This is a genomic window from Roseomonas mucosa ATCC BAA-692 (assembly GCF_000622225.1).
Lineage (GTDB): Bacteria > Pseudomonadota > Alphaproteobacteria > Acetobacterales > Acetobacteraceae > Roseomonas > Roseomonas mucosa.
Map to the genome: position 1 here is coordinate 1 of NZ_JHWD01000018.1, position 22,691 is coordinate 22,691.

21 protein-coding genes are annotated in these 22,691 nt (G+C 70.3%); 5 read left to right on the forward strand and 16 right to left on the reverse strand.

The genetic code is table 11. The features are described from left to right. Nucleotides 1-317: 317 nt before the first annotated feature. The 6 genes from BT98_RS24620 to BT98_RS0115470 all read right to left on the reverse strand — a co-directional run bounded on the left by BT98_RS24620 (nt 318) and on the right by BT98_RS0115470 (nt 8,115). Nucleotides 318-1,520 carry a fatty acid desaturase gene (locus tag BT98_RS24620; RefSeq protein ID WP_019462965.1) on the reverse strand — a complete coding sequence of 401 codons (1,203 nt, stop codon included), beginning with the start codon at nt 1,518-1,520 and terminating at the stop codon, nt 318-320. Between the two features lie 644 nt (nt 1,521-2,164). Then, nucleotides 2,165-3,664: a Na+/H+ antiporter NhaA gene (nhaA, locus tag BT98_RS24625; protein WP_019462964.1), complete on the reverse strand. Its 1,500-nt coding sequence runs from the start codon at nt 3,662-3,664 to the stop codon at nt 2,165-2,167. A 345-nt stretch (nt 3,665-4,009) separates the two neighbouring features. After that, nucleotides 4,010-5,677 (reverse strand): ABC1 kinase family protein, encoded by a 1,668-nt coding sequence (locus BT98_RS0115455; RefSeq protein WP_019462963.1) that lies wholly within the window; start codon nt 5,675-5,677, stop codon nt 4,010-4,012. Between the two features lie 53 nt (nt 5,678-5,730). Beyond that, the gene (dnaQ, locus tag BT98_RS0115460; RefSeq protein WP_019462962.1) at nt 5,731-6,441 is read right to left on the reverse strand and encodes a DNA polymerase III subunit epsilon; all 711 of its coding nucleotides are present in this window, start codon (nt 6,439-6,441) and stop codon (nt 5,731-5,733) included. Between the two features lie 10 nt (nt 6,442-6,451). Beyond that, entirely contained in the window at nt 6,452-7,090 is a 639-nt protein-coding gene (coaE, locus tag BT98_RS0115465; protein ID WP_019462961.1) for a dephospho-CoA kinase, read from the reverse strand. 179 nt (nt 7,091-7,269) lie between these two features. Then, on the reverse strand, nt 7,270-8,115 hold the full coding sequence (locus BT98_RS0115470) for a shikimate dehydrogenase (RefSeq protein WP_019462960.1): 846 nt from the start codon (nt 8,113-8,115) through the stop codon (nt 7,270-7,272). A gap of 310 nt (nt 8,116-8,425) precedes the next feature. On the opposite strand from BT98_RS0115470, the gene gshB reads away from it, so the two are divergent. Continuing rightward, nucleotides 8,426-9,379: a glutathione synthase gene (gshB, locus tag BT98_RS0115475; RefSeq protein ID WP_019462959.1), complete on the forward strand. Its 954-nt coding sequence runs from the start codon at nt 8,426-8,428 to the stop codon at nt 9,377-9,379. A 55-nt stretch (nt 9,380-9,434) separates the two neighbouring features. Here the strand turns inward: gshB and BT98_RS0115480 are convergent, their stop codons facing one another. After that, complete coding sequence (locus BT98_RS0115480; RefSeq protein ID WP_019462958.1) at nt 9,435-10,430, reverse strand: aldo/keto reductase; 996 nt, start codon at nt 10,428-10,430, stop codon at nt 9,435-9,437. A gap of 132 nt (nt 10,431-10,562) precedes the next feature. On the opposite strand from BT98_RS0115480, the gene BT98_RS0115485 reads away from it, so the two are divergent. Further along, nucleotides 10,563-11,471 (forward strand): LysR family transcriptional regulator, encoded by a 909-nt coding sequence (locus tag BT98_RS0115485; protein ID WP_019462957.1) that lies wholly within the window; start codon nt 10,563-10,565, stop codon nt 11,469-11,471. 9 nt (nt 11,472-11,480) lie between these two features. Here BT98_RS0115485 and BT98_RS0115490 read toward each other — a convergent pair whose 3' ends face one another. Then, nucleotides 11,481-11,690 carry a hypervirulence associated TUDOR domain-containing protein gene (locus BT98_RS0115490; protein ID WP_019462956.1) on the reverse strand — a complete coding sequence of 70 codons (210 nt, stop codon included), beginning with the start codon at nt 11,688-11,690 and terminating at the stop codon, nt 11,481-11,483. Nucleotides 11,691-11,918: 228 nt separating this feature from the next. Between BT98_RS0115490 and BT98_RS0115495 the strand changes: the two genes are divergently transcribed. Continuing rightward, nucleotides 11,919-12,551 carry an LbetaH domain-containing protein gene (locus tag BT98_RS0115495; RefSeq protein WP_019462955.1) on the forward strand — a complete coding sequence of 211 codons (633 nt, stop codon included), beginning with the start codon at nt 11,919-11,921 and terminating at the stop codon, nt 12,549-12,551. 406 nt (nt 12,552-12,957) lie between these two features. On the opposite strand, the gene BT98_RS0115500 is transcribed toward BT98_RS0115495, so the two are convergent. Together BT98_RS0115500 and BT98_RS0115505 are read right to left on the reverse strand one after the other, a co-directional pair. Further along, on the reverse strand, nt 12,958-14,307 hold the full coding sequence (locus BT98_RS0115500) for a glutamate--cysteine ligase (protein ID WP_019460449.1): 1,350 nt from the start codon (nt 14,305-14,307) through the stop codon (nt 12,958-12,960). A 37-nt stretch (nt 14,308-14,344) separates the two neighbouring features. Then, nucleotides 14,345-15,094 (reverse strand): 16S rRNA (uracil(1498)-N(3))-methyltransferase, encoded by a 750-nt coding sequence (locus tag BT98_RS0115505; RefSeq protein WP_019460450.1) that lies wholly within the window; start codon nt 15,092-15,094, stop codon nt 14,345-14,347. Nucleotides 15,095-15,122: 28 nt separating this feature from the next. On the opposite strand from BT98_RS0115505, the gene ubiA reads away from it, so the two are divergent. Then, the gene (ubiA, locus tag BT98_RS0115510) at nt 15,123-16,022 is read left to right on the forward strand and encodes a 4-hydroxybenzoate octaprenyltransferase (protein WP_019460451.1); all 900 of its coding nucleotides are present in this window, start codon (nt 15,123-15,125) and stop codon (nt 16,020-16,022) included. Nucleotides 16,023-16,080: 58 nt separating this feature from the next. Further along, entirely contained in the window at nt 16,081-16,833 is a 753-nt protein-coding gene (locus BT98_RS24630; RefSeq protein ID WP_019460452.1) for a class I SAM-dependent methyltransferase, read from the forward strand. Here the strand turns inward: BT98_RS24630 and BT98_RS0115520 are convergent. The 6 genes from BT98_RS0115520 to cyoB all read right to left on the reverse strand — a co-directional run bounded on the left by BT98_RS0115520 (nt 16,751) and on the right by cyoB (nt 22,601). Then, nucleotides 16,751-17,284 (reverse strand): response regulator transcription factor, encoded by a 534-nt coding sequence (locus tag BT98_RS0115520; RefSeq protein WP_019460453.1) that lies wholly within the window; start codon nt 17,282-17,284, stop codon nt 16,751-16,753. The genes BT98_RS24630 and BT98_RS0115520 overlap by 83 nt on opposite strands. Next, nucleotides 17,274-18,608, reverse strand: a complete 1,335-nt coding sequence (locus tag BT98_RS0115525) for an ATP-binding protein (protein ID WP_019460454.1) — start codon at nt 18,606-18,608, stop codon at nt 17,274-17,276. Before BT98_RS0115525 ends, BT98_RS0115520 begins: the two co-directional genes overlap by 11 nt. A 165-nt stretch (nt 18,609-18,773) precedes the next feature. After that, complete coding sequence (locus BT98_RS0115530; protein WP_019460455.1) at nt 18,774-19,568, reverse strand: SURF1 family protein; 795 nt, start codon at nt 19,566-19,568, stop codon at nt 18,774-18,776. A gap of 9 nt (nt 19,569-19,577) precedes the next feature. After that, nucleotides 19,578-19,991 carry a cytochrome o ubiquinol oxidase subunit IV gene (cyoD, locus tag BT98_RS0115535; RefSeq protein ID WP_019460456.1) on the reverse strand — a complete coding sequence of 138 codons (414 nt, stop codon included), beginning with the start codon at nt 19,989-19,991 and terminating at the stop codon, nt 19,578-19,580. Further along, entirely contained in the window at nt 19,988-20,620 is a 633-nt protein-coding gene (cyoC, locus tag BT98_RS0115540; protein WP_019460457.1) for a cytochrome o ubiquinol oxidase subunit III, read from the reverse strand. The genes cyoD and cyoC overlap by 4 nt, the downstream gene beginning before the upstream one ends. 7 nt (nt 20,621-20,627) lie before the next feature. Then, the gene (gene cyoB, locus BT98_RS0115545; protein ID WP_410528001.1) at nt 20,628-22,601 is read right to left on the reverse strand and encodes a cytochrome o ubiquinol oxidase subunit I; all 1,974 of its coding nucleotides are present in this window, start codon (nt 22,599-22,601) and stop codon (nt 20,628-20,630) included. Nucleotides 22,602-22,691 lie beyond the last annotated feature (90 nt).

Below are 22,691 nucleotides of genomic sequence, written 5' to 3' on the forward strand. Positions count from 1 at the left end.
GTGATGGCCGCTGTTCTGCGGGACGATCCCTGGGGACAGGTGGAGACGCGGGGCTCCCGAGGCGGCGGAAAACACCTTTTCCGCCCTGGTGGCGCCCGCAGTCGCCGGAGAGCCAGGCTCTCCGGCGCGACCCGGCCGTTGGCGAGCGCCAGCGAACCGGATCAAGGACCCGCCGCGCCCCGGCGGATCGTGCGGCCCGGGGGGCCGGCGCACTGCGCCGACGGCGGAGCCTTGCCCCCCGGAAAGCGGAAGGGCAGCCCTGATGCCCGGCTGGCGGAAGGATGCGGGGCAGGCCTGTCCGGGGAATATGGTGCCGCTCAATGCACCAGACCCGGAGGGGTGGCGGCGAGGGTGGCGAGGTTGCTGTCCACGGCGCGGATCAGGCCCCAGTTCTCGGTGTAGCCGACAGGGAAGCCGGGGGAGCCGGCATCGGAATCCTGCTGCCGCGCATGGGCGTAGCTGGTCCACTTGCGGTTGGCCGGGCGGCGATGATGGAAGTCATGGCAAGGGGCGTCGCCGACCAGCACGAAGGCGCGGGAGAAGACCGTGACGGTCAGCATGTTGGCCCACCACAGCGCCCAGGCCAGGATGCCGCGCAGGGTGTTGGCGCGGGCGTCCGGCGGCATGGCGCCGGGGAAGACGCCGGTGGTGGAGGCGCAGACGAAGGCCTTGCCGCGGGCGGCGATCAGCTCTGGCTCGGGGAAGCGGTGCTCGCAGAGGATGCGGAAGACGGTCGCGATCTGCAGCAGCACGGTGAGCGGCAGGACCCAGGCCACCAGGAACTCGGTCATCGTGCCGGTCGCGGCGGCCAGGGCGAAGGCGGCGAGGTAGGCCGAGCGGCTCATCCAGTTGTGCTGCCGGTCCTGGCCGAACATGGCGGCCTTGACGCGGCGGCGCAGGAAGCGGGCGTGGAAGAGCGGCGAGACGAGGTTGGTGACCACCCGGCGCCACAGCTCGCGCTTGCTCACCCCCGGCTCCAGCCGGCAGACGCCGAAGACGAAGCCGGTGAACTCGTCCTCGTCGGTCAGCATCTTGTTGGCGCTGTGGTGCAGCATGTGCTCGCGCTGGTAGTCCTCGAAGCGCGCGAAGAGCAGCAGGCTGGAGACCAGGCGGCCGATGGCGCGGTTGCGCTCCCGCGTCGGGAAGACGGTGCCGTGCGAGCAGTGGTGGAAGACCACGACCTGATAGAGGCCGAGGCCGGAGGCGGTGGTGGTCAGCCCCACGAGGAGCAGCAGGCAGGCCAGCCAGAGCGGCATCGTCACGGCGATGGCGGCGGCACTCAGGCCCGCGCCACCGAGCATGGCCAGCAGGCCGCCCGCGACGAAGGCGATGGGGGAGCGCTCGGGCGTTTCCTCGCCGGGGGCCGGCTTGGCGGTGATCAGCGTCAGCAAAGGCTGTAGGAAGGCCGGAAGACGGGCCGCCATGTGGGCGCGTGGGTCATCGCGCAGGAAGGTGGCGGACTCCAGGCTCTGTGCGAGTCGGGAACGGTCCAGGGTCTGTCGGTTGGGGAGGAAGGACATGGTCTTTTTTCCTTTTCATGCTCTCAGTGGCGATCACCCGTTCCAGTGCAGCGAAACGGGAATGAACATTTCGTTGCGAGCAAAATAGATACTATTAACAATATTAAGGAGCATCTGCCTTGCGACAAACTACTCCTAATTGATTTGCTCGCAGTAGTAGCTCTTATTGCGTGTGCTATTTTCTGCAATACTATTTTTGCTCTGCAGAAGCGGTAATGTCCGGCCGGGTGCAGCCGATCCCGATCTTTCGAGCGTGCAACCGCCGCGAAAGGTGATCTGCCTTATGGTGAGCATGCTTCGCAATCGAATGGGAGGCGGTGATGGAAAAGGATCCATCCTCCGGCCAGCCTTGCTTTCGACGGAAGGAAGAGACGAACTCGCCTCATGGTTGTAGCCGATTTGGGGCAACCCCCGGCGGACTGGCCATGCAGGGGCGGAACCGGCCGGCCGCTGCCGCGCCAAGGGGCCGGGCGGATGAGAGCCGCGCAGGTGCCTGAGGCAAGACGCCGGACCTTGCATCATCGGGGCTGCCGGCAGGAGCGATCGTCCGGATCACGCCGTGTGAAGCGGCGGGCCGGAGCGGATGCACGCCCCAGCGCATATCCGCCTCAGGGCGCTCCGTTCCGGGCTCCCGGCGGAGGGTATCAGCCCGGCGTGTGTTCGTTCTGCTGCGTGCCGGCCCCCCGGACCCTCCGCCTGCGAGGGGCCTTCGCCCGGCCGGGCTCTTCCGCTCGATCGGGATTCTCCCCGGCACCGGTATCCTTGCCGGAGGCCAGGGCCCAGCGGAGCGTGACATAGCCGAGCAGGCCCGCCACCACGGAAGAGGCGAGGACGGCGATCCGGGCCAGTTCCTCGTGCCGGGTGCCGCCGAAGGCGAGGTGCGAGATAAAGAGCGAAACGGTGAAGCCGATGCCGGCCAGGATGCCCAGGGCGGCGATCATGCCCCAGCTCGTCGCTTCCGGCAGGCGGGCAAGGCCTGCGCGACAGGCCAGCCAGGTGGCGCCGAGGAAGCCCACCGGCTTGCCCAGGAGCAGGCCCGCCACGATGCCCAGGGCGACGGGGCTGGCCACGGCGTCGCGCAGCAGGTCGGGCGAGATGGCGATCCCGGCATTGGACAGGGCGAAGAGCGGCAGGACCACGAAGGTGATCCAGGGATTGGCGATGGCCAGGACGCGCTCGGCGGCTTCATAGGTCGCGTCCGAAAGCTCGCTGAGCGTGCCGAGGGCGCGGGCGGCGTCCTCGTGGCCCTCCTGCTTCCTTTCCTGCGAGTCGGATTCCATCTGGCGACGGGCCCGGCGGAAGAGGCGCAGGGGGTGGCGCACCTTGTGGGCGAAGCTGCCGGACGAGACGCGGGGGACGGTGGGCACCAGGAACCCCAGCGCGACCCCGGCCAGGGTGGCGTGGACATGGGCCTGCTGCATCAGGAACCAGACGACCAGGCCGAGCAGCACATAGGGAACACTGGAGATGACGCCGGTCCGGATCAGGCCCAGCACGGCGCCATAGGCGAGCAGCGCGCCCAGCAGCGGCCAGAACTGGACGTCCGGCGTGTAGGCGAAGGCGATGACCAGCAGCCCTCCGACATCGTCCACCGCGGAGAAGGCCATCAGCAGGACGCGCAGGATGCGGGGCATGCTGTGCCCGGCGAAGCCGAGAATGCCCAGGGCGAAGGCGGTGTCCATGGTGACGGGGATGCCCCAGCCCCCCTGCCCCTCCCCGCCCAGGTTGAAGGCGAGGTAGATGAGCACGGGCACGAGCAGGCCGCCGACGGCGCCGAAGAAGGGAAAGGCGGCGGTGGCGCGCTCCGAGAGCAGGCCCTTGGTCAACTCCCTCTTCACCTCGACGCCGATGCCGAAGAAGAAGATCGGCAGCAGCGCCTCGTTTGCCCATTCGGCGAGGCTGTAGCGGAGCTCCGCCCCGCCGAAGGAGAGGGCAAGCGGCGTTTGCCAAAAGGCGGCATAGGCCTCGGCCCAGGGAGAGTTCATCGCCAGGATGGCGACGGCCGTGGCGATCAGCAGCGGGCCGCCGGCGACTTCCGGGGCGAAGAAGAGTGGCGCGATGTTCTGGAAGTAGTGATGTGCGAAGCGGGAGTAATGCGCGCGTGCCCGCAGCTTTCCGTGCAGGCGGGGCGGAATTTTGGGCAACCGGGCTTCCTTCCTCCATCTGCCGCCACCCCGGCCAGGGCGGATGCCTGCCGGCAAGGATGTCCAGGGTGCAACGACCCGGCCCGGCCAAGGTTCAGTGCGGCACCTCATGGAGGGATGCGGGCAGCGGCCTGCGCCTCCTGATTGCGTGGCGCCGTCCCGGGGGGACAAGGCTCCACCTGCAGCCGGGGATCGGGCCGCGGGACAACGGCATCCACCGGAACCCACGAAAGCCCGGGGTCCGGGGACCGGCTTCGGTCCGCGGCGGAGGGGGGGTCCGGCGGGAAAGGCGGCGCCTCTCCCCCGGCGGCCAGCCACGGAGAGCGACGCCCACAGCGGATCGTGTCAGTTCCGCTGGCGGCTGAGGATCACCAGCCAGACGATGCCGCCGATGGTGGCGGCGATGCCCAGCAGCACGAAGAGGGGCACGCCCAGCCAGCGCGGGCCGTGCTGGCCCAGAAGGGGGGCGAGGCCGATGGCGAAGGCGCCGGTGACGACGGCGACGGCGACCTGCAGGGCCGCATGCTCGATGCGGCGGCCGAGCTTCTCCAGCTGGACGACCTCCAGCCGGGCGGAGAAGCGGCCGTACTGCATCCGGCGCAGCACGGTGCGGAGGATGCCCGGCATGTCCTGCGCCAGGCCCTGCATCTCCAGCAGCGCCGCTTCCGTGCGGTTGCGGAGCGCGCGGGGCGTGTAGCGCTGGCGCATCACCTGTTCGACCATCGGGCGCATGGAGCCGACGAGGTCGAAGCCCGGCTCCATGCGGCGGACCACGCCCTCGGCGGTGACCAGGGCCTTGAAGCCCTGGGCGAGGTCGGCGGGCAGGGCCAGGCCGTGGTCGCGCATCAGGCCCATGAAGTCCGGGATGGCCTGGCTGAGCAGGAGCGGGCCGGTGCTGTGGCGGGCGACGAAGGCATCGGCGGCCTCGGCCACCGCGACGGGGTCCACCTCCGGCTGGCCGGCCCAGTCGAGCAGGACGTCGCTGACGCCGGCCGACTTGCCGCGGGCCAGGGCGGCGATGAGGGTCAGCACCTGGTCCCGGCGGCGGAGCGAAAGGCGGCCGATCGTGCCGAAGTCCAGCAGGGCGATGCGGTTGCCGCTCTGGCAGAGGACGTTGCCCGGGTGCGGGTCGGCGTGGAAGAGCCCGTCCACCAGGGTCATGCGGAAGAAGGCCTCGGCGCCCCGGTGCGCCAGGATGGCGGTGTTCATCCCGGCCGCCTCCAGCGTCGCGCGGTCGCGCGGGTGCTGGCCCTCCAGGTGGTCCTCCACCAGCAGCCTTTCGGTGGTGTATTCCCAGTGGATGCGGGGGAAGACGATTTCCGGCCGGTCCGCGAAGCCGGCGGCGATGGCCTCGGCGTTGCGGCCCTCGTTGACGAGATCCAGCTCCTCCCGCATGGCGCCCAGGAGCTGGCGCAGGATGTCGCGGGCACGGTAGCGGGCGAGTTCGGGCCATTCGGCTTCCAGCATCCCGGTCAGGTGGGACAGGAGGCGCAGGTCGGCCTCCACCAGCGGGCGCAGGCCGGGACGGCGGATCTTGACCACCACCTCCTGCCCGTCGCGCAGCGTGGCGCGGTGGACCTGGGCGATGGAGGCGGAGGCGAGCGGCAGGGGTTCGAAGCGGGCGAAGACCTCCTCCGGCGGGGCGCCCAGGTCATCCTCGACCTGGGGGCGCAGGGCCTCGAAGGGCAAGGCGGGGACGTGGCTATGGAGCCGTTCCAGCTCCTCGATCCAGTCGGGCGGCAGCAGGTCGGCGCGGGAGGCCAGGACCTGGCCGAGCTTGATGAAGGTGGGGCCCAGCTCCTCCAGCGCGCGGCGCACGCGGGCGGGGAGCGAGAGGAGGCGGGCCTCCGCATCGGGCGGTTCCTGGCGCAGGCCCAGCTGGCGCAGCAGGCCGCGCAGGCCGCGCAGGCCGGAACGCTGCACGAAGTCGTCCAGCCCGAAGCGGACCAGCACCGTGCCGATCTGCTGCAGGCGGCGGCGGTCCCGCGCGGCGACGAGGGCGGTCTGGAGCATCTAGAACAGGCCGCGCCGGTGGCGGGCGTGGCCGGAGGCCCGGGCGGACAGGGTCACGGGGTGCCGGGGGAGGTGCTCGGGGCGGCGCCCGTCGCCGCCCAGGGATTCTCCTTGAACCGTGCCATGAAGGCGGCGTGGCGCTCCAGCTCCCCGGGCGACGGGACGATGGGGCGGGGCTGGCGCGGGCCGGCGGGGCCGGTGGAGGCGACCAGCACGGGGCCCGTGGCCTGGGCCGCCAGGGCGAGGCCCGGCTGCTTGCCGCCCATCAGCTCCAGATAGACCTGGGAAAGCAGCTTCACGTCCAGGAGCGCGTTGTGCGAGGTGCGCATCGAGTTGTCGACGGCGAAGCGCCGGCACAGCGCATCCAGGCTGTTGGGCAGGCCGGGGAAGCGCGCCTTGGCGATGGCCAGCGTGTCCACCATGCGGCGGCGGTCGATCACCGGCGCGCCGCAGCGGCGGAACTCGTGGTCCAGGAAGTTGAAGTCGAAGGGCGCGTTGTGCGCCACCACCGGATCGTCGGCCAGGAAGTCCAGCAGATCCGGCAGGATGGCGTCGAAGAGCGGCTTGCCGGCCAGCATCTCGCGCGTGAAGCCGTGGATGCGGGCGGCTTCCTCCGGCACGTCGCGCTGCGGGTCGATCAGCCGGTGGAACTCGCGGCCGGTGGGCATGAAGTTCACCACCTCGATGGCCGCGACTTCCAGCACCCGGTCGCCGGTGGCGGGGTCGAGGCCGGTGGTCTCGGTGTCCAGGATCAGGGCTCGCATGGCCCTGCCCCTAGCACAGAGTGGCGGCGGGTGGCAGCGGCCGTGCCTCCGGCCCTGCGTAGCGGTGCACCAGGGCGCGCACCGCCCGCTGGGCGGCATGGCGCGACAGGCCGGTATGGATGACGTGGTCGGCCAGGCGGCGCTTCTCGGCATCCGGCATCTGGCGGGCGAGGATGGCGGCGAGGCGTTCCGGCGTCATGCCCCGGCGGCGGAGCACGCGGGCGCGCTGCACGGCGGCCGGGGCGGAAACGACGACGACCGTGTCCACGCGCCGCTGCCCGCCGCCTTCCAGCAGCAAGGGGATGTCCAGCACCGCGAGGCGGCGGCCGGCGCGGCGGGCGCGGGCCAGGAAGCGGCGCTCCTCGTCGCGGACCAGCGGGTGGATGATGCGCTCCAGCCGGTTCAGCGCCGCGTCATCGCCGATCACCGCCCGGCGCAGGGCCTCCCGGTCCACCCGCCGGCCGCCGGGCAGGTCGCGCACCGTGCCGGGAAAGGCGGCCTCGATCGCGGCCAGGGCGCGCCCGCCCGGCCCCTGGAGGCGGTGGACCGTGGCATCGGCGTCGAAGACCGGCACGCCCAGGCGGCGAAAGGCAAGGGCGGCGGTGGACTTGCCCATGCCGATGCTGCCGGTCAGGCCCAGGACCTTCATGCGGACTGCCCTCCGCGCCCGGGGCGGCGGGGGCGGATCGTGGTGGCGGAGCGCGAGTCCCGGCTGGCGTGCATGGCCCACCCTAGGTGGCATCGCCCCGTAAGCCTGGGAAGCCGCCGAGACGATTTGTGGCAGGGGCGGGGAAATGTGACGCGGGGATGTTCCGGGCGGACGCCGGATCAGCGCGGCGGGATATCCGCCGCGACATGGGCGCGGAGGGCGGCATCGACCTCCGGCATCACGCCGAACCAGGCCGCGAAGCCCGGCCGGCCTTGGTGAAGCAACATGCCGAGCCCGTCCACGGCGCGCAGCCCGCGCGCCCGGGCGGCGGCCAGCAGGGGCGTTTCCAGCGGCACATAGACGATGTCGCAGACCACCGCCGTATCCGGCAGGGGCGAGAGGTCGATCTCCAGCGGCGGCTGACCCCGCATGCCGAGCGGCGTGGTGTTCACCAGCAGGGCGGTTTCCGCCAGCGGCGGGGCGGCGGCGACCTCGATGCGGCCCTCGCCGGGGCGTTCCAGGTCGCGCGCCAGCTTCTCCGCCCGCCAGGTGGCGCGGTTGACCAGCACGACGCGGGGGCAGCCGGCCTTCAGCAGGGCCGCGGCGATGGCGCGCGCCGCGCCGCCGGCGCCGAGCAGGGTGACGGTGCCGTCCGTGGCGCGCCAGCCGGGCGCCTGTTCCTCCATGCTGGCGAGGAAGCCCCAGCCATCGGTGTTGGAGCCGATGATCAGCCCGCCCTGGAAGACCAGCGTGTTGACCGCCCCGGCGCGGTGCGCGGTGTCGTCCACCTCGTCGCAGCAGGCGAAGGCGGCTTCCTTGTGCGGGATGGTGACATTGGCGCCGGCGAAGCCCGCCAGGGTCAGGGCGCGGGCGACTTCCGGCAGGCGGCCGGGTTCCACCGGCAGGGGGATATAGGTGCCGTCGATGCCGTAGCGTTCCAGCCAGAAGCCGTGCAGGCGGGGCGAGCGGGAATGCGAGACGGGCCAGCCGAACACGCCGGCGACCTTCGACCTGCCGGTCAGCATGGGCTGCGCCTCTTCCGCCGCGTCATCGCTGCTGGTCCTTCCTCCTGGTGCGGCGCCTTTCTTGGCACGCCACGTAGCGAATTCCGAATCCCCGCTCCGGGATCGATGGGGTGGCGGGAGGGCCGCCCGCCCCCTGCTAGGGAGCCCCGGCGGGGGCCTGAGGGAGCTGCCTTTCCGGGGAGGCTCCTCCCTGACGGGGCTGGGCCGGAGCGGATGCGGGACGAAACCCCTCTGGCATTGCCGGCCCGGGAATGCGACCAAGATCGCATCCCGGACGGACTTCCCCAACGGGCTTCAGGGAATGGAAGGCATGACGCGCACGCTGAAGGTCGCGGTCCAGATGGACCCGATCGGCTCCATCGACATCAAGGGCGACAGCACCTTCGCCCTGATGCTGGAGGCCCAGAGCCGGGGGCACCGGCTCTGGCACTACCACCCGCGCGACCTGGCGATGCATGCGGGGCGGGTGATGGCCTGGGCGCAGCCGGTGGAGGTACGCCGCGAGGCCGGCAACCACGCCACGCTGGGCCCGGACGAGGAGATCGACCTCGGCGACATGGACGTGGTGCTGATGCGCCAGGACCCGCCCTTCGACATGGCCTACATCACCGCCACGCACCTGCTCCAGCACATCCATCCGCGGACGCTGGTGGTGAACGACCCCTTCGAGGTGCGGAACGCGCCGGAGAAGCTCTACGTCCTGCAATACACGGACCTGATGCCGGAAACGCTGGTCACCTCCGACCGGCGCCGCATCCTGAAGTTCCGCGAGGCGCATGGCGACATCATCCTCAAGCCGCTCTACGGCAATGGCGGCGCGGGGGTGTTCCATGTGCGGCCGGACGACCCGAACCTCGCCTCGCTGCTGGAGATGTTCACCGAGCGGTCGCGTGAGCCGCTGATGGTGCAGAAATACGTCCCCGCCGTGCGCAAGGGCGACAAGCGCATCATCCTGGTGGATGGTGAGGTGGGCGGCGCGATCAACCGCGTGCCGGCGGAGGGCGAGAGCCGTTCCAACATGCATGTCGGCGGCAAGGCGGTGCAGACAACGCTGACGGAGCGGGAACGCGAGATCTGCGCGCGCATCGGGCCGGACCTGCGGGCGCGCGGGCTGATCTTCGTGGGCATCGATGTGATCGGCGACTACCTGACCGAGATCAACGTGACCTCCCCCACCGGGCTGCAGGAGGTGGCGCGCTTCGACAATGTCTTCCTGGAGAAGCAGATCTGGGAAGCGATCGAGGCGCGCGTGACGCCGCGCTGAGGTGGGCGTGGGGAGAGGCCGGGTCCCCTCCCCACGGACCCCGAAGCGCCCTGTGTCAGCCGCGTTCGCTGTCCAGCGTGGCCATCTGCTTCGGGTCGTAGCGTTCGCCCGCGGCGGCGCCCTTCGGCACGGCACGCCCGATGGCGGCGAGGTCCTCCGGCGTCAACGTGACGTCGAGCGCGCCGAGGGCCTCGTCCAGGCGGTCGCGGCGGCGGGCGCCGACAAGGGGGACGATGTCCTCGCCCTGGGCGGCAACCCAGGCGATGGCGATCTGGGCGACGCTGGCGCCCTTCGCCGCCGCGATGCGGCGCAGTTCCTCCACCAGGGCCAGGTTGCGCTCCACATTGCCCTGCTGGAAGCGCGGGCTGTGGCCGCGGAAGTCGCCGGCGCCGGACTGCCCTGCCTGCCAGTGGCCGCTGATCAACCCGCGCGACAGGACGCCATAGGCGGTGATGCCAATGCCGAGTTCGCGGCAGGTGGGGAGGATGCTGTCCTCGATGCCGCGGGAGATCAGCGAGTACTCGATCTGCAGGTCGCAGATCGGGTGCACGGCGGCGGCGCGGCGGATGGTGTCGGGGCCGACCTCGGACAGGCCGATCTGGCGGACATAGCCGGCCTGCACCATCTCGGCGACGGCGCCGATCGTGTCCTCGATCGGGACCTCCGGATCGAGGCGCGCGGGGCGGTAGATGTCGATGTAGTCCACGCCAAGGCGTTGCAGCGAGTAAGACAGGAAGTTCCTCACCGCCGCCGGACGGGCGTCGTAGCCGGTCCAGTTCAGGGCGGGATCGCGCAGGGCGCCGAACTTCACGCTGATCAATACGTCCTCGCGCCGGCGGGTGCGGAGCGCCTCGCCGATCAGCATCTCGTTATGGCCAACGCCGTAGAAATCGCCGGTGTCGAGCAGGTCTATGCCGGCATCCAGGGCGGCATGGATGGTGGCGATGCTCTCGGTGCGGTCCGCCGGGCCATACATGCCGGACATGCCCATGCAGCCGAGGCCGAGGGCGGAGACGCGCGGGCCTGCCGCGCCGAGTTGGCGGTTCTGCATGATGACTTCTCCTGTCTGCCAATCTTCCCGACGCCGCGATGCGCTGCTTTCCGGGCTGACGGGGAGTATGGGGCGGCGCGGCTCGTGCGATAATCCGGCCTTCTCCGCACGGGTTGTTTGGATTTTTGCACAATGGCCGGTCCCGATCTTGCCGATCTCGATGCCTTCGCCGCGGTGGCACGGACGCGCAGCTTCCGGCGGGCGGCCGGGCTGCGCGGGGTATCCGCATCCTCGCTGAGCGAGGCGGTGCGCCGGCTGGAAGCCGTGCTGGGGGTCAGGCTGCTGAACCGCACCACCCGCAGCGTGACGCCGACCGAGGCAGGGGAGCGGCTGCTGGAACGGCTGGGACCGGCCCTGGGCGAGGTCGCGGCGGCGGTGGATGCGGTGAACAGCTTCCGCGACAGCCCGGCGGGGACGCTGCGGCTCAACGTGCCGACGGTGGTGGCGCGGATGATCCTGCCGCCGCTGCTGGAAGCCTTCCTGCGCCGGCATCCGGGCATCCGCATGGAGGTGGTGAGCGACGACAGCTTCATCGACGTGCTGGCCGCCGGCTTCGATGCCGGCGTGCGCTACGACGAAAGGCTGGAGCGCGACATGATCGCCGTGCCCATCGGGCCGCGCGTGCAGCGCTTCGTGGCGGCGGCCTCGCCGGACTACCTGGCGGCGCGGGGCGTCCCACGGCATCCGCGCGACCTGCTCGGGCATGACTGCATCCGGCACCGCTTTTCCAGCGGGATGGTCGCCGTCTGGGAGTTCGAGAAGGACGGGCGCGTGGTGAAGATCGCGCCCGAGGGAAGGCTGGTGGCGGGCAATGCCGAACTGGAGATCTTCCTCGCGGCGCGGGGCTTCGGGGTGGTCAAGCTGTTCGAGGAGTATCTGGCGCCCCACTTGGCTTCCGGTACGCTGGTCCCGGTGCTGGAGGACTGGTCGCAGCGCTTTTCCGGGCCCTTCCTCTATTATCCGGCACGCCGCCACATGCCCGCGCCACTGCGCGCCTTCGTGGATTTCCTGCGGCAGCGGGACAGGCCCGATAGCGCGTGAGGCGCGGCGTCACTCCTTGCGCAGGGCTTCCGGCTTGTGCGCCGCCTTGCCGCCGCTCTTGTCGCTCTTCACCAGGAACTGCGGGTCCTCCGGCGAGGCCCTGACCTTGTGGGCCTTGATCTGCGTGTCGCCGGTCAACTTCTTCTCCACCGTACCGTGGCTGGTGCCGCCGGAGCTTTCCCAGCGTACATGGTCGCCGGGCTTGAGGGACTTGGTCATTCCTGCTCCTCCATCCTTGCCGATGGGCCGGCACGGGTCTGCACGGTCCCTGCAAACGAACGCCTGGTTCCGGTGGGCGTTCGCTCCGGCACGCGATCGTGCGCCCCCATTCCGCGCCGAGAGGGCGGTGGGTTGTCACGAGAATGTCTTCCCGCACTGCCGGCGGAAATGGCAACAGCGCCGCCCTTTTCCACGGAGGCACGGATGGGCGCGACAGGCGGGCGACACATGGACCCGGCGACGGCCACGAAGCGGCTGGGCGAGGCCCCGGCCATCGATCCCAGCGCCAGCCTGCGCGACACGCGCCTCGGCCGGTACTGTGAGGTCGGGGCGCGGACGAAGCTCGCGGAGTGCGTCTTCGGCGACTACAGCTACGTCGCGAACGACAGCGACATCATCTATGCCACGCTCGGGCGCTTCTGCTCCATCGCCGCGCAGGTGCGGATCAACCCCGGCAACCACCCGCTGGAACGCGTGGCGCTGAACCACTTCACCTACCGCTCCGCCGCCTATGGCCTCGGCGACGATGACGCGGATTTCTTCGCGTGGCGGCGGGACCACCACGTCACGCTCGGCCATGACGTGTGGATCGGGCATGGCGCGGTGGTGCTGCCAGGTCTGCGCATCGGCAACGGCGCCGCCATCGGCGCGGGCGCGGTGGTGACGAAGGATGTGCCACCCTTCGCCATCGTGGTCGGGGTGCCGGGGCGCGTGCTGCGCTTCCGCTTCCCGCCGACGGTGATCGCGGCGCTGGAACGCATCGCCTGGTGGGACTGGCCGCACGAGGTCCTGGGCGAGCGGCTCGGCGATTTCCGCTCGCTCGGCGCGGAGGAATTCTGCCGGCGCTACGATCCGGCATAGGGCCTGGCCCTTTCCTGGCACTGCCGCTCCTGGTGCCGCGCTTCGTGTCCACCCCCGGGGGAGAGGCGCCGCCTCTCCGCCCGGCCCCCCTCTCCGCCGGGGACCGAAGCCGGTCCCCGGACCCCGGGCCTGAGCTGGCTCTGCGTGGTGGCCGTCAGCCTGCGGCCTGATCCCCGGGAGCAGGTGGAAAGGCGGGGCTCCCGAAAAGAAGAAAACACCTGTCCGCTCTCATGGCACCGGCAGTCCGCCGGAGAGCCTGGCTCTCCGGCGCGATCCGGCATCAGCAAGCGCCAACGACCGGGAGGTCCAGGACCCTCAGGGTCCTGGCGGATAGGGGGTCCGGGGGAAAGGCAGCGCCTTTCACCCGGGACAGAGCAACGCCAGACGCTGGCGCGCAACCCGCGTTTCAGACGGCGCCCTCGGCGAAGATGCGCGAGACGTCGCCCTGCCAGGGGCCACGGGCGCGGACCAGCCAGCGGTCGGCCTGGGTCTGGCCGGTTTCCGCGATCTCCTCGACCGGGGCGAGGAACTTTTCTTCTCCGAGGCCACGCGCCGCCAGCCCGTCGCGGGCGATGCGAACCACGTCGCGCGCCACGTCGCGCAGCGGGCGGCCGCCGATCTCGGCGCGCAGGCCGAGCTTCGGGACCTCGGTCCGCAACCGGCGCATCTCCCCGACGCTCCAGCCGCGCACCAGTTCGAGCCCGGCCTTCTGCGCCGCGTCGTCGTAGAGCAGGCCGGTCCAGAAGGCGGGATGGGCCACGATCATCGCCGGGCTGCCGACATCGGCGCCGCGCATCTCCAGGAAGCGCTTGAGGCGGACATCGGTGAAGACGGTGGTGACGTGATCCGCCCAGTCGCCCATGGTGGCATGGACATCCGGGTGGCCCGGCAGGCCGTGGCGGATGAAGTCGCGGAAGCTGGTGCTGGTGGCGTCCACGAAGGCGCCTTCGCGCATCACGAAGTACATCGGCACGTCGAGAACGTATTCGGCGAAGCGCTCGAAGCCGAAGCCTTCCTCGAAGACCACCGAGGGGATGCCGGTACGGTCGGGGTCGGTGCGGGTCCAGACCTCGCCGCGCAGGGTCAGGTAGTCGGTCGCCCTGCCCTCGCGGAACGGGGAATTGGCCCAGAGGGCGGTGGAGAGGGGCTGCAGCGCCAGGGAGAGGCGCAGCTTCTCCACCATGTCGGCCTCGTCGCCGAAGTCGAGGTTGCTCTGCACGGTGCAGGTGCGGAGCATCATGTCCAGGCCGAGCTCGCCCACGCGCGGCATGTACTGGCGCATGATGGCGTAGCGTTGCTTGGGCATCCAGGGCATGGCGTCACGGGCCGCCAGCGGGTGGAAGCCGACGGGCAGGAAGGCGGTGCCGAGGGGGCCGGCGACCTCGCGCAGCTCCGACAGGTGCGAGTCCAGCTCGGCCGCGGTGGCATGCAGGTCCGCCAGCGGGGCGCCGGAAAGCTCGGTCTGCCCGCCCGGCTCCAGCGAGACGGAGGCATTGTCCTTCACCAGGCCGATGGGGTTGCCGCGATCGAGGATGGGCTCCCAGCCCCGGGCGGCCAGCCCTTCCAGGATGGCGCGGATGCCGCCGGGATGCTCGTCATAGGTGGGGGGACGCAGGTCGTCGCGGCGGAAGCCGAACTTCTCGTGCTCGGTGCCGATGCGCCAGTCCTGGCGCGGCTTGGAACCCTCCGCGAACCAGTCGGCGAGCTGCCGCACGGAGTGGATCGGCGTGGGATCGGCCTCGCCGGGATTGGACATGCTTCGCTTGCCTATGCGCTCTCGGGCACGCGTGCCCTCAGTTACGACCCTCGGCCCAGTCGCCGCAGAGAGACTGCAGCACCGCGAGCCCCGAGATTGCCGCCGTCTCGGCCCGCAGGATCCGCGGGCCGAGGGCAACCGGCACAACAAAGGGACGCCGCCGCACTGCGTCAAGCTCCGCCGGCGCGAAGCCGCCCTCCGGCCCGACCAGCCAGCCGGGACCGGAGGCGGGAGAGGCTTGCCGGAGGGTCTCCGCCAGGGGCGGCGCGGCCCCGCGTTCCGCCCCCAGGAAGAGCGGGGCGACGGGGTCCTGGCGCGCCCAGAGGTCGAGGGCCGTGTGCAGCGGCAGAGGGTCGGCGATCTCCGGCACGTCCAGGCGCTCGCACTGCTCGGCGGCCTCGCGGGCGATCAGGCCCAGGCGGTCGCGGTTCACCTTGTCGGCCACGCAGCGGGTGGTGAGGACGGGCCGGATGGCCGCGACGCCGAGTTCGGTCGCCTTCTCCACCGTCCATTCCATCGCGTCGCGCTTCAGCAGGGCGATGAGGAGGATGGGGCCGGCGGGGGGCGGCTGCGGGCGCAGGCGGCGGCGCAGGACGAAGCGGGCGCTGTCCTTGCGGAGCGCGGCGATGCTCGCCTCGAACTCCCCGTCCCGGCCGTTGAACAGGAGGACCGCGTCCCCCACGCCCCGGCGCAGCACGGAGCCCAGGTAGCGGCCCTGGCCGGGCAGGGAATCGGCCTCGGTATCCTCGGCCAGCGGGGCATCGATGAAGAGACGTGGGATGGACATGGCGCTTCAGGCAGGGAGAGTAGCACGCATGGCCGCCTATACCGATATCCGGGCCGAGGGCTGGGTCGCCCGCCTGCCCGCCGCCGCCCGCCCCTATGCGTTGCTCGCCCGGCTGGACCGGCCGATCGGCTCCTGGCTGCTGTTCCTGCCGGGGCTCTGGGCCTTCGCGGCCGTGGCACCGGGCTGGGTGGAGGGAATCCGCCTGGCCCTGTTGTTCGCCATCGGCGCGGTGGCGATGCGCGGGGCGGGCTGCGTGGTGAACGACCTGTGGGACCGCGACATCGACCGGAAGGTGGAGCGCACCGCCGGGCGGCCGCTGGCCTCCGGCGCGGTGACGCCGCGGCAGGCCCTGGCCTGGCTGGCGGTGCTGTGCCTCGTGGGGTTCGCGGTGCTGCTGCAGTTGAACGGCTTGGCCATCCTGCTGGGCGTGCTGTCGCTGGTGCCGATCGCGCTCTATCCGCTGGCCAAGCGGGTGACGGGCTGGCCGCAGGCGATGCTGGGCTTCGTCTTCTCCTGGGCGGCGCCGACCGGCTGGGCGGCCGCGACGGGAACGCTGCCAATGGCCGCCTTCGCGCTGTGGCTCGCCGCCTTCTTCTGGATCCTGGGCTATGACACGATCTATGCCCACCAGGACCGGGAGGACGATGCGATCGTCGGCATCGGTTCCTCTGCCCTGATGCTGGGCGAACGGACGCGGCCCTTCCTGGTGGGGTGCTACGGGCTGGTGCTGGTGCTGCTGGTGGCCACGGGGCTGCTGGCGGGGCTGCGCTGGCCCTTCCTGCTCGCCATGGCACTGCCGGCGGTGCTGCTGGCGCGGCAGGTGCTGACGCTGCGGCTGGACGATCCGGGGCATTGCCTGACCCTGTTCAAGTCGAACCGCGAGGTCGGGCTGGCCATCGCCCTGGCCTTCCTGCTCGGCCGGCCCTAAGGGGACAGCCCCCGGGGGGATGTCATCCCGGAGGATGACTCCGGAAGGGGCGATCGGAATGCCGGCGATGGACAAGCCCCTGGCGGAGGATTTCATCCGCGCGCAGACCGTCCCCGCCCGCCCGGCCCTGGTGCCGGAGGTGGAGCTGTATCTCGCCACCGAGATCACGCCGATCTGGAAGGCGACCGAGACCTGGCTGGAGGCGGAAGGGGTGGAGCCGCCCTTCTGGGCCTTCGCCTGGCCGGGCAGCCAGGCCCTGGCGCGGCTGGTGCTGGACGAGCCCGCCCGCGTGGCGGGGCGCCGGGTGCTGGACTTCGCCGCCGGGGGTGGGCTGGCCGCCATCGCCTGCCACCGGGCCGGGGCGACGTCGGTGGAGGCGGCGGAGCTCGACCCCCTGGCCTGCGCCGCCATCCGGCTGAACGCGCGGCACAACGGGGCGGATTCGGTGCGCGACGTCTGCGGCGACGTGGTGGGGGCACCCGGGCGCTGGGATGTCATCCTGGCGGGCGATGTCTGCTACGAGGCGCCGATGACCCGGCACATCCTGCCCTGGCTGCGCGGCCTCGCCGCGGGCGGGGCGGAGGTCTGGCTGGCCGATCCGGGCCGGGCCTACCTGCCGCGCGAGGCCCTGGCGCCCGGGCCGCGCTACACCGTGCCAGTGACGCGGGAGCTGGAGGACCGCGACACGCGGGAGGTCACGGTCTGGCGCGTGCTGCCGCCGGAACAGGCTACTCGACCTGCCGCTTCTCCAGCTTCCGAGCCAGGGTGCGGCGGTGGAGGCCGAGGCGGCGGGCGGATTCGGAAACGTTGAAGCCGGTTTCCGCCAGGGTCTGGTGGATGCGTTCCCATTCCAGGGTCTTGATCGAGGTCGGGCGCTGGCTGAGCGGCGTGGTCACGTTGCCGGCGGCCTTGCCGAAGGCTTCCTCGATGTCGTCGGTGTTGGAGGGCTTGGCGAGGTAGTGGCAGGCGCCGAGCTTGATGGCCTCCACCGCCGTGGCGATGCTGGCGAAGCCGGTGAGGACCACGATCAGCATCGCCGGGTCGTGGTCGTGCAGGGTCTGGACACAGGCGAGGCCCGAGGCGCCGGAGAGCTTCAGGTCCACCACCGCGTAATGCGGCGTGCGGGCCTGGAGAAGCTCCTCCATCTCCTCCGGCCCGGCCGCGACCAGGACCTCGTAGCCACGGCGCTCGAAGGAGCGGCGCAGGGTGCGGGAGAAGCTGGCATCGTCCTCGACGATCAGCAGGAGCCGCTCATCGGGCATCGTCGTCTCCTTCCAGGGCCTCGCCGATGGCGATGGCGCCCAGGGGCAGGGTCAGGGTGACGGTGGCCCCCCGCCCCGGCCGGTTGCGGGCGGTGACGGTGCCGCCCAGCTTGCGCGCGACATTGACCACGAGGAAGAGGCCCAGCCCGCCGCCGGTGCGGCCCTTGGTGGAGCGGTAGGGGCTGCCGAACTCGGCCAGCATCCCCGGCGCGAAGCCCGGGCCGTCGTCGCTCACCTCCAGCAGCAGGTCGTCGCCGTCGCGCGAGGCGGCGAGGTGCACGGCGGGCGAGGGCGCCTCCTGGGCATTGACCAGGAGGTTGGCCAGGACCTGCTTCAGCGCCGGGTCGGCCACGATCGGGATGTCCTCCACCAATTCGTTGCGGAAGGTGAGGCCGAAGCTGGGATGGGCAAGCTCCCATTCGTGGAGGAAATCCTCCAGGAAGGCACCGATGGTGGTGAGCGCCGGGTCCTCCCCCCTCGCCTCCCCGGCGGAAAGGAGGATGCCGCCGATGATCGACTTGCAGCGGTCGATGGCGGCCTGCATCTCGTCGATCTCGCCCTGCAGGTCCTGCATCTCCCGCAGCGCGGGCATGCGCTGCCAGTCGCCCAGGATGACGGAGACGGTGGCCAGCGGCGTGCTGAGCTCATGCGCCGCGCCGGAGGCGAGCAGGCCCATGCGGATGATGTGCTCCTCCTCCACCGCCTGCTGCCGCATATGGGCGAGGTGCGCATCCCTGTCCCGAAGGTTGCCGCTGATGCGGGTGGTGAAGACCATCAGCAGCACGGCGACCAGGATGAAGCAGACCAGCAGCCCGTAGAGATGCAGGGTGAAGAGGTCCGCGCCCAGGCTCTCCGGCAGGAGCAGCGGGCGGTAGTCCAGCGTCAGGCCGAGGAAGCAGGCGATGGCGATGGCCACCACGGCCCAGGCGCCATGCTGTCCCAGCAGCACCGCCGCCAGGGTGACCTGGAGCAGGTAGAGCGAGACGAAGGGGTTGGTCATCCCGCCGCTGAGATAGAGCTGCACCGTCAGGGCGGCCACGTCGAAGGCCAGGACCAGGAAGAGCTCCAGCCCCCCGACGGGGGTGCGCAGGCGCAGGCGGAGCAGGCTGAGGAGGTTGAGCCCGATCAGCGCGGCCACCACCAGGGCCATCTGCCGCAGCGGCAGGTCGATGCCCAGCCCGTAGCGCACGGTGCCGATGGTCAGCACCTGCCCCACCACCGCCACCCAGCGGAGCTGGACGAGCTGGAGCATGTTCTTGCTGCCGGCCTCGTCCCGCGACAGCGGGGGCTGGGCCGGGGCGAGCGGACCGCGGGAGGCCTGCATCAGGCGTTCCGCCTCGGGCCGGGTCCTCCGGCCGCGCCGGGCGGGCGGGCGCTCCGCTGTGCTCGGGGATGGCATCCGCCTCTCCTACCCCCGGGCGGCCTGTCCCGGCGAGGGGGACTCGTCGGGGCGCGGGTCAGCCTTGCGGCATGAGGCGGGCGAAGGCGGTCAGGCCTGTCGCCGGGCCCGCCATTCCTCCCGGGCGACATAGGCGGTGGCGGCGGCCACCATCAGCGCCAGGGCATACCAAGTGATTGCATAGACCAGATGGTTGTTCGGGAAGCTGATCACCGTCAGCCCGCCGACCGGCAGCCCACCCGGGTTGGGAACGGCGTCAGCATCGATGAAATAGGGAGCGACCGGTCCGGGGAGCCCCCGGACGGCGGCGATGGCGGCCACGTCGCGGGAGTACCACCGCCCCTCGGCCGGGCGGTTGCTGCGCAGGAAGCTGCCCCCGGGCTCGGTGACGCGGAGCAGGCCCGTGACGGTGACGGGACCGGCCACCTGCCCTTCCGCACGGCTGGCCGGATCGCGCCGGTCGCCGGGGACGAAGCCGCGGTTGACCAGCACGGTGAAGCCTGCCTCGTCGCGCAAAGGGGTGAGCACCCAGAAGCCCGCGCCCAGGTTGGTATTGGCCTGGACCAGCGTTTCGCGGTCGTGGAGGAAGCGGCCCATGACCCGGACGTGGCGGTATTCGTCCCGCGCGGCGGTGACGCCCGGCCAGGCATCCACCCCGGGCGGGGCGGCGGGCGGGGCATGGACGCGGCTCTCGACGCGCTGGATCAGGTCGAGCTTCCAGGCGCGGCGCTCGACCTGCCAGGTGCCCAGCGCCACCAGCCCGGCAAAGGCCAGCAGCGCCAGGAAGCCCAGAAGAAACAGGCGGGCCGGGGAATGCGGGCGCCAGCCCTCCCCGGCCCATTCCGGATCGTGGCCCTTGAGTTCAGGCCCCGTGGATGGAGGCAAGGCCAGGCCTCAGGGCATGTTGCTCATGTCGTGGGCGTTCATGGGCATCATGTTCGCGTTCAGGTGGTACATGACCCAGAGCGAGCCCGAGAGGGTGATGACGACCAGCACGATCGTGAAGATCAGCGCCAGCATGGTCCAGCCGCCCTCGGAGCGGGAGTTCATGTGCAGGAAGTAGACCATGTGCACGACGACCTGGATCGCCCCCAGCCCCATGACCGTCATGGCGGTCACCCGCGGATCGGCGATGACATCGCCCATCACCAGCCAGAAGGGAATGGCGGTGAGGATGACCGACAGGATGAAGCCCGTCAGATACCCGCCATAGGTGCCGTGATAGCCGCCGTCGTGATGGTCGTCGTGGCCATGGCCGTCAGGGCCATGGTCGTGACCGGGCTGGTGCGCGGTTGCGTGCGAGCTCATTGCAGCACCCCGAGGAGATAGACGAAGGAGAAGACGCCGATCCAGATGACGTCCAGGAAGTGCCAGAACAGGCTGAGGCACATCAGGCGGCGCTGGTTCGCCTGGTGCAGCCCGAAGCGGGCGACCTGCACCATGAGGGTGATCAGCCAGATGATGCCCACCGTCACGTGCAGGCCGTGCGTGCCGACCAGCGTGAAGAAGGAGGACAGGAAGGCGCTGCGCTGCGGCCCCGCCCCTTCCGAGATCAGGTGGTGGAACTCGTAGAGCTCCAGCCCGAGGAAGGTGGCGCCGAACAGGCCGGTGACGAACAGCCAGAACAGCACCGCGCCCTTCCGCTGCTTCATCATCGCCAGCATGGCGAAGCCATAGGTGATGGACGAGAACAGCAGCATCGCGGTGTTCAGCGCCACCAGTGGCAGGTCGAACAGCTCCTGCGGCGTGGGGCCGGCGGCGAAGCTGCGGCCCAGCACGCCATAGGTGGCGAAGAGCACCGCGAAGATGAGGCAGTCGCTCATCAGGTAGATCCAGAAGCCCAGCATGGTGCTGTTCTCCGGATGCGCGTGATCGTCGTCCAGAACGTAGAAGGGGACGTTCGCGTCCACGGCGGGATTGTAGGAATGCGTGCTCATGCGCCGCTCACTCCCCCGCCGCCATGGCGGCCGCGCGGGCCTGTTCCGTCCGCGCCACCACATCCGCGGGGATGTAGAAGTCGCGCTTGTAGTTGAAGGTATGGGCGATCGCGGTGACAAGGATCGCCACGAAGCTCAGCGCCGCCAGCCACCACATGTACCAGACCATCGCGAAGCCGAAGACCAGCGACAGGCCGGCCAGGATGATGCCCGCGCCGGTGCCCTTGGGCATGTGGATCGGGCGGTAGCCCCCCTGCGGGTACTGGTGGCCGCGCTGCTTCATGTCCCACCACGCATCGTGGTTGTGGATCACCGGGGTGAAGGCGAAGTTGTACTCCGGCGGGGGCGAGGAGGTCGCCCATTCCAGGGTACGGCCGTTCCAGGGATCGCCGGTCACGTCGCGCAGCTGGTCGCGCTTCATGAAGCTCACCACCAGCTGGATGATGAAGCTCAGGATGCCGAGCGCGATCAGGAAGGCGCCGAAGGCGGCGATGATGAACCAGATCTGCAGCGAGGGGTCGTCGAAGTGGTTGATGCGGCGGGTCACGCCCATCAGCCCCAGGACGTAGAGCGGCATGAAGGCGAAGTAGAAGCCGATCAGCCAGAACCAGAAGGACATCTTGCCCCAGAAGGGATCGAGCTTGAAGCCGAAGGCCTTGGGGAACCAGTAGGTGATGCCCGCGAGCATGCCGAAGACCACGCCGCCGATGATGACGTTGTGGAAGTGGGCGATCAGGAACAGGGTGTTGTGGAACTGGAAGTCGGCCGGCGGGATGGCGAGCATCACGCCGGACATGCCGCCGATGGTGAAGGTCACCATGAAGCCGACGGTCCACATCATCGGCACCTCGAACCGGATGCGGCCGCGGTACATGGTGAAGAGCCAGTTGAACAGCTTGGCACCCGTCGGGATCGAGATGATCATCGTCGTGATGCCGAAGAAGGAGTTCACGCTGGCGCCGGAGCCCATGGTGAAGAAGTGGTGCAGCCAGACCAGGTAGGACAGGATGGTGATCACCACCGTGGCGTAGACCATGGAGGTGTAGCCGAAGAGGCGCTTCGAGCAGAAGGTGGAGACCACCTCCGAGAACACGCCGAAGGCCGGCAGGATCAGGATGTAGACCTCCGGATGGCCCCAGATCCAGATCAGGTTGACGTACATCATGGGGTTGCCGCCGAGATCGGCGGTGAAGAAGTTCGTCCCCACGTAGCGGTCGAGCGAGAGCAGGACCAGCACGGCGGTCAGCACCGGGAAGGCCGCGACGATCAGCACGTTGGTGCAGAGCGCGGTCCAGGTGAAGACGGGCAGCTTCATCATGGTCATGCCCGGCGCGCGCATCTTCACGATGGTCGCGATCAGGTTGACGCCCGATAGCAAGGTGCCGATGCCCGCGATCTGCAAGGCCCATATGTAGTAGTCGACCCCGACTCCGGGATTGGCCTCGTAGCCGGAGAGCGGCGGATAGGCGAGCCAGCCGGTCTGGGCGAATTCGCCGATGAACAGCGACATCATGACCAGCACGGCGCCGGCCGTGGTCATCCAGAAGCTGAAGTTGTTCAGGAAGGGGAAGGCCACGTCGCGGGCGCCGATCTGCAGCGGCACCACGAAGTTCATCAGGCCCGTCACCAGCGGCATGGCCATGAAGAAGATCATGATCACGCCATGGGCGGTGAAGACCTGGTCGTAGTGGTGCGGCGGCAGATAGCCCTCGGACCCGTTGAAGGCGATGGCCTGCTGGGTCCGCATCATGACGGCGTCGGCGAAGCCGCGCAGCAGCATGATGATGGCCAGGATCACGTACATGATCCCGATCTTCTTGTGGTCCACCGAGGTGAACCACTCCTTCCAGAGATAGCCCCAGAGCCGGAAATAGGTGAGCGCGCCGAGCACCGCGAGGCCGCCGATGGCCACGCCGATGAAGGTCACGATCAGGATCGGCTCGTGGTACGGGATCGATTCGAGCGAGAGCCGCCCGAACACGAGTGTCGCGAGGTCCGTGTTGGAGGACATTGGGTCTACTCTATCACTTCGTGATCGAGGGCCGGACCCTGGAAGGGCCGGCCGGTTTCA

Bases quoted from the DNA above. Each gene is read 5' to 3' on its own strand.
- BT98_RS0115490 (WP_019462956.1), bottom strand. From the start codon at position 11,690: ATGACCAAGTCCCTCAAGCCCGGCGACCATGTACGCTGGGAAAGCTCC.
- BT98_RS0115505 (WP_019460450.1), bottom strand. From the start codon at position 15,094: ATGTCCATCCCACGTCTCTTCATCGATGCCCCGCTGGCCGAGGATACC.
- BT98_RS0115520 (WP_019460453.1), bottom strand. From the start codon at position 17,284: ATGCCCGATGAGCGGCTCCTGCTGATCGTCGAGGACGATGCCAGCTTC.
- BT98_RS0115525 (WP_019460454.1), bottom strand. From the start codon at position 18,608: ATGCAGGCCTCCCGCGGTCCGCTCGCCCCGGCCCAGCCCCCGCTGTCG.
- BT98_RS0115480 (WP_019462958.1), bottom strand. From the start codon at position 10,430: ATGCAGAACCGCCAACTCGGCGCGGCAGGCCCGCGCGTCTCCGCCCTC.
- BT98_RS0115495 (WP_019462955.1), top strand. From the start codon at position 11,919: ATGGACCCGGCGACGGCCACGAAGCGGCTGGGCGAGGCCCCGGCCATC.
- cyoC (WP_019460457.1), bottom strand. From the start codon at position 20,620: ATGAGCACGCATTCCTACAATCCCGCCGTGGACGCGAACGTCCCCTTC.
- ubiA (WP_019460451.1), top strand. From the start codon at position 15,123: ATGGCCGCCTATACCGATATCCGGGCCGAGGGCTGGGTCGCCCGCCTG.
- BT98_RS0115455 (WP_019462963.1), bottom strand. From the start codon at position 5,677: ATGCTCCAGACCGCCCTCGTCGCCGCGCGGGACCGCCGCCGCCTGCAG.
- coaE (WP_019462961.1), bottom strand. From the start codon at position 7,090: ATGAAGGTCCTGGGCCTGACCGGCAGCATCGGCATGGGCAAGTCCACC.
- cyoD (WP_019460456.1), bottom strand. From the start codon at position 19,991: ATGAGCTCGCACGCAACCGCGCACCAGCCCGGTCACGACCATGGCCCT.
- gshB (WP_019462959.1), top strand. From the start codon at position 8,426: ATGACGCGCACGCTGAAGGTCGCGGTCCAGATGGACCCGATCGGCTCC.
- BT98_RS24630 (WP_019460452.1), top strand. From the start codon at position 16,081: ATGCCGGCGATGGACAAGCCCCTGGCGGAGGATTTCATCCGCGCGCAG.
- dnaQ (WP_019462962.1), bottom strand. From the start codon at position 6,441: ATGCGAGCCCTGATCCTGGACACCGAGACCACCGGCCTCGACCCCGCC.
- BT98_RS24620 (WP_019462965.1), bottom strand. From the start codon at position 1,520: ATGTCCTTCCTCCCCAACCGACAGACCCTGGACCGTTCCCGACTCGCA.
- BT98_RS0115470 (WP_019462960.1), bottom strand. From the start codon at position 8,115: ATGCTGACCGGCAGGTCGAAGGTCGCCGGCGTGTTCGGCTGGCCCGTC.
- BT98_RS0115500 (WP_019460449.1), bottom strand. From the start codon at position 14,307: ATGTCCAATCCCGGCGAGGCCGATCCCACGCCGATCCACTCCGTGCGG.
- BT98_RS0115485 (WP_019462957.1), top strand. From the start codon at position 10,563: ATGGCCGGTCCCGATCTTGCCGATCTCGATGCCTTCGCCGCGGTGGCA.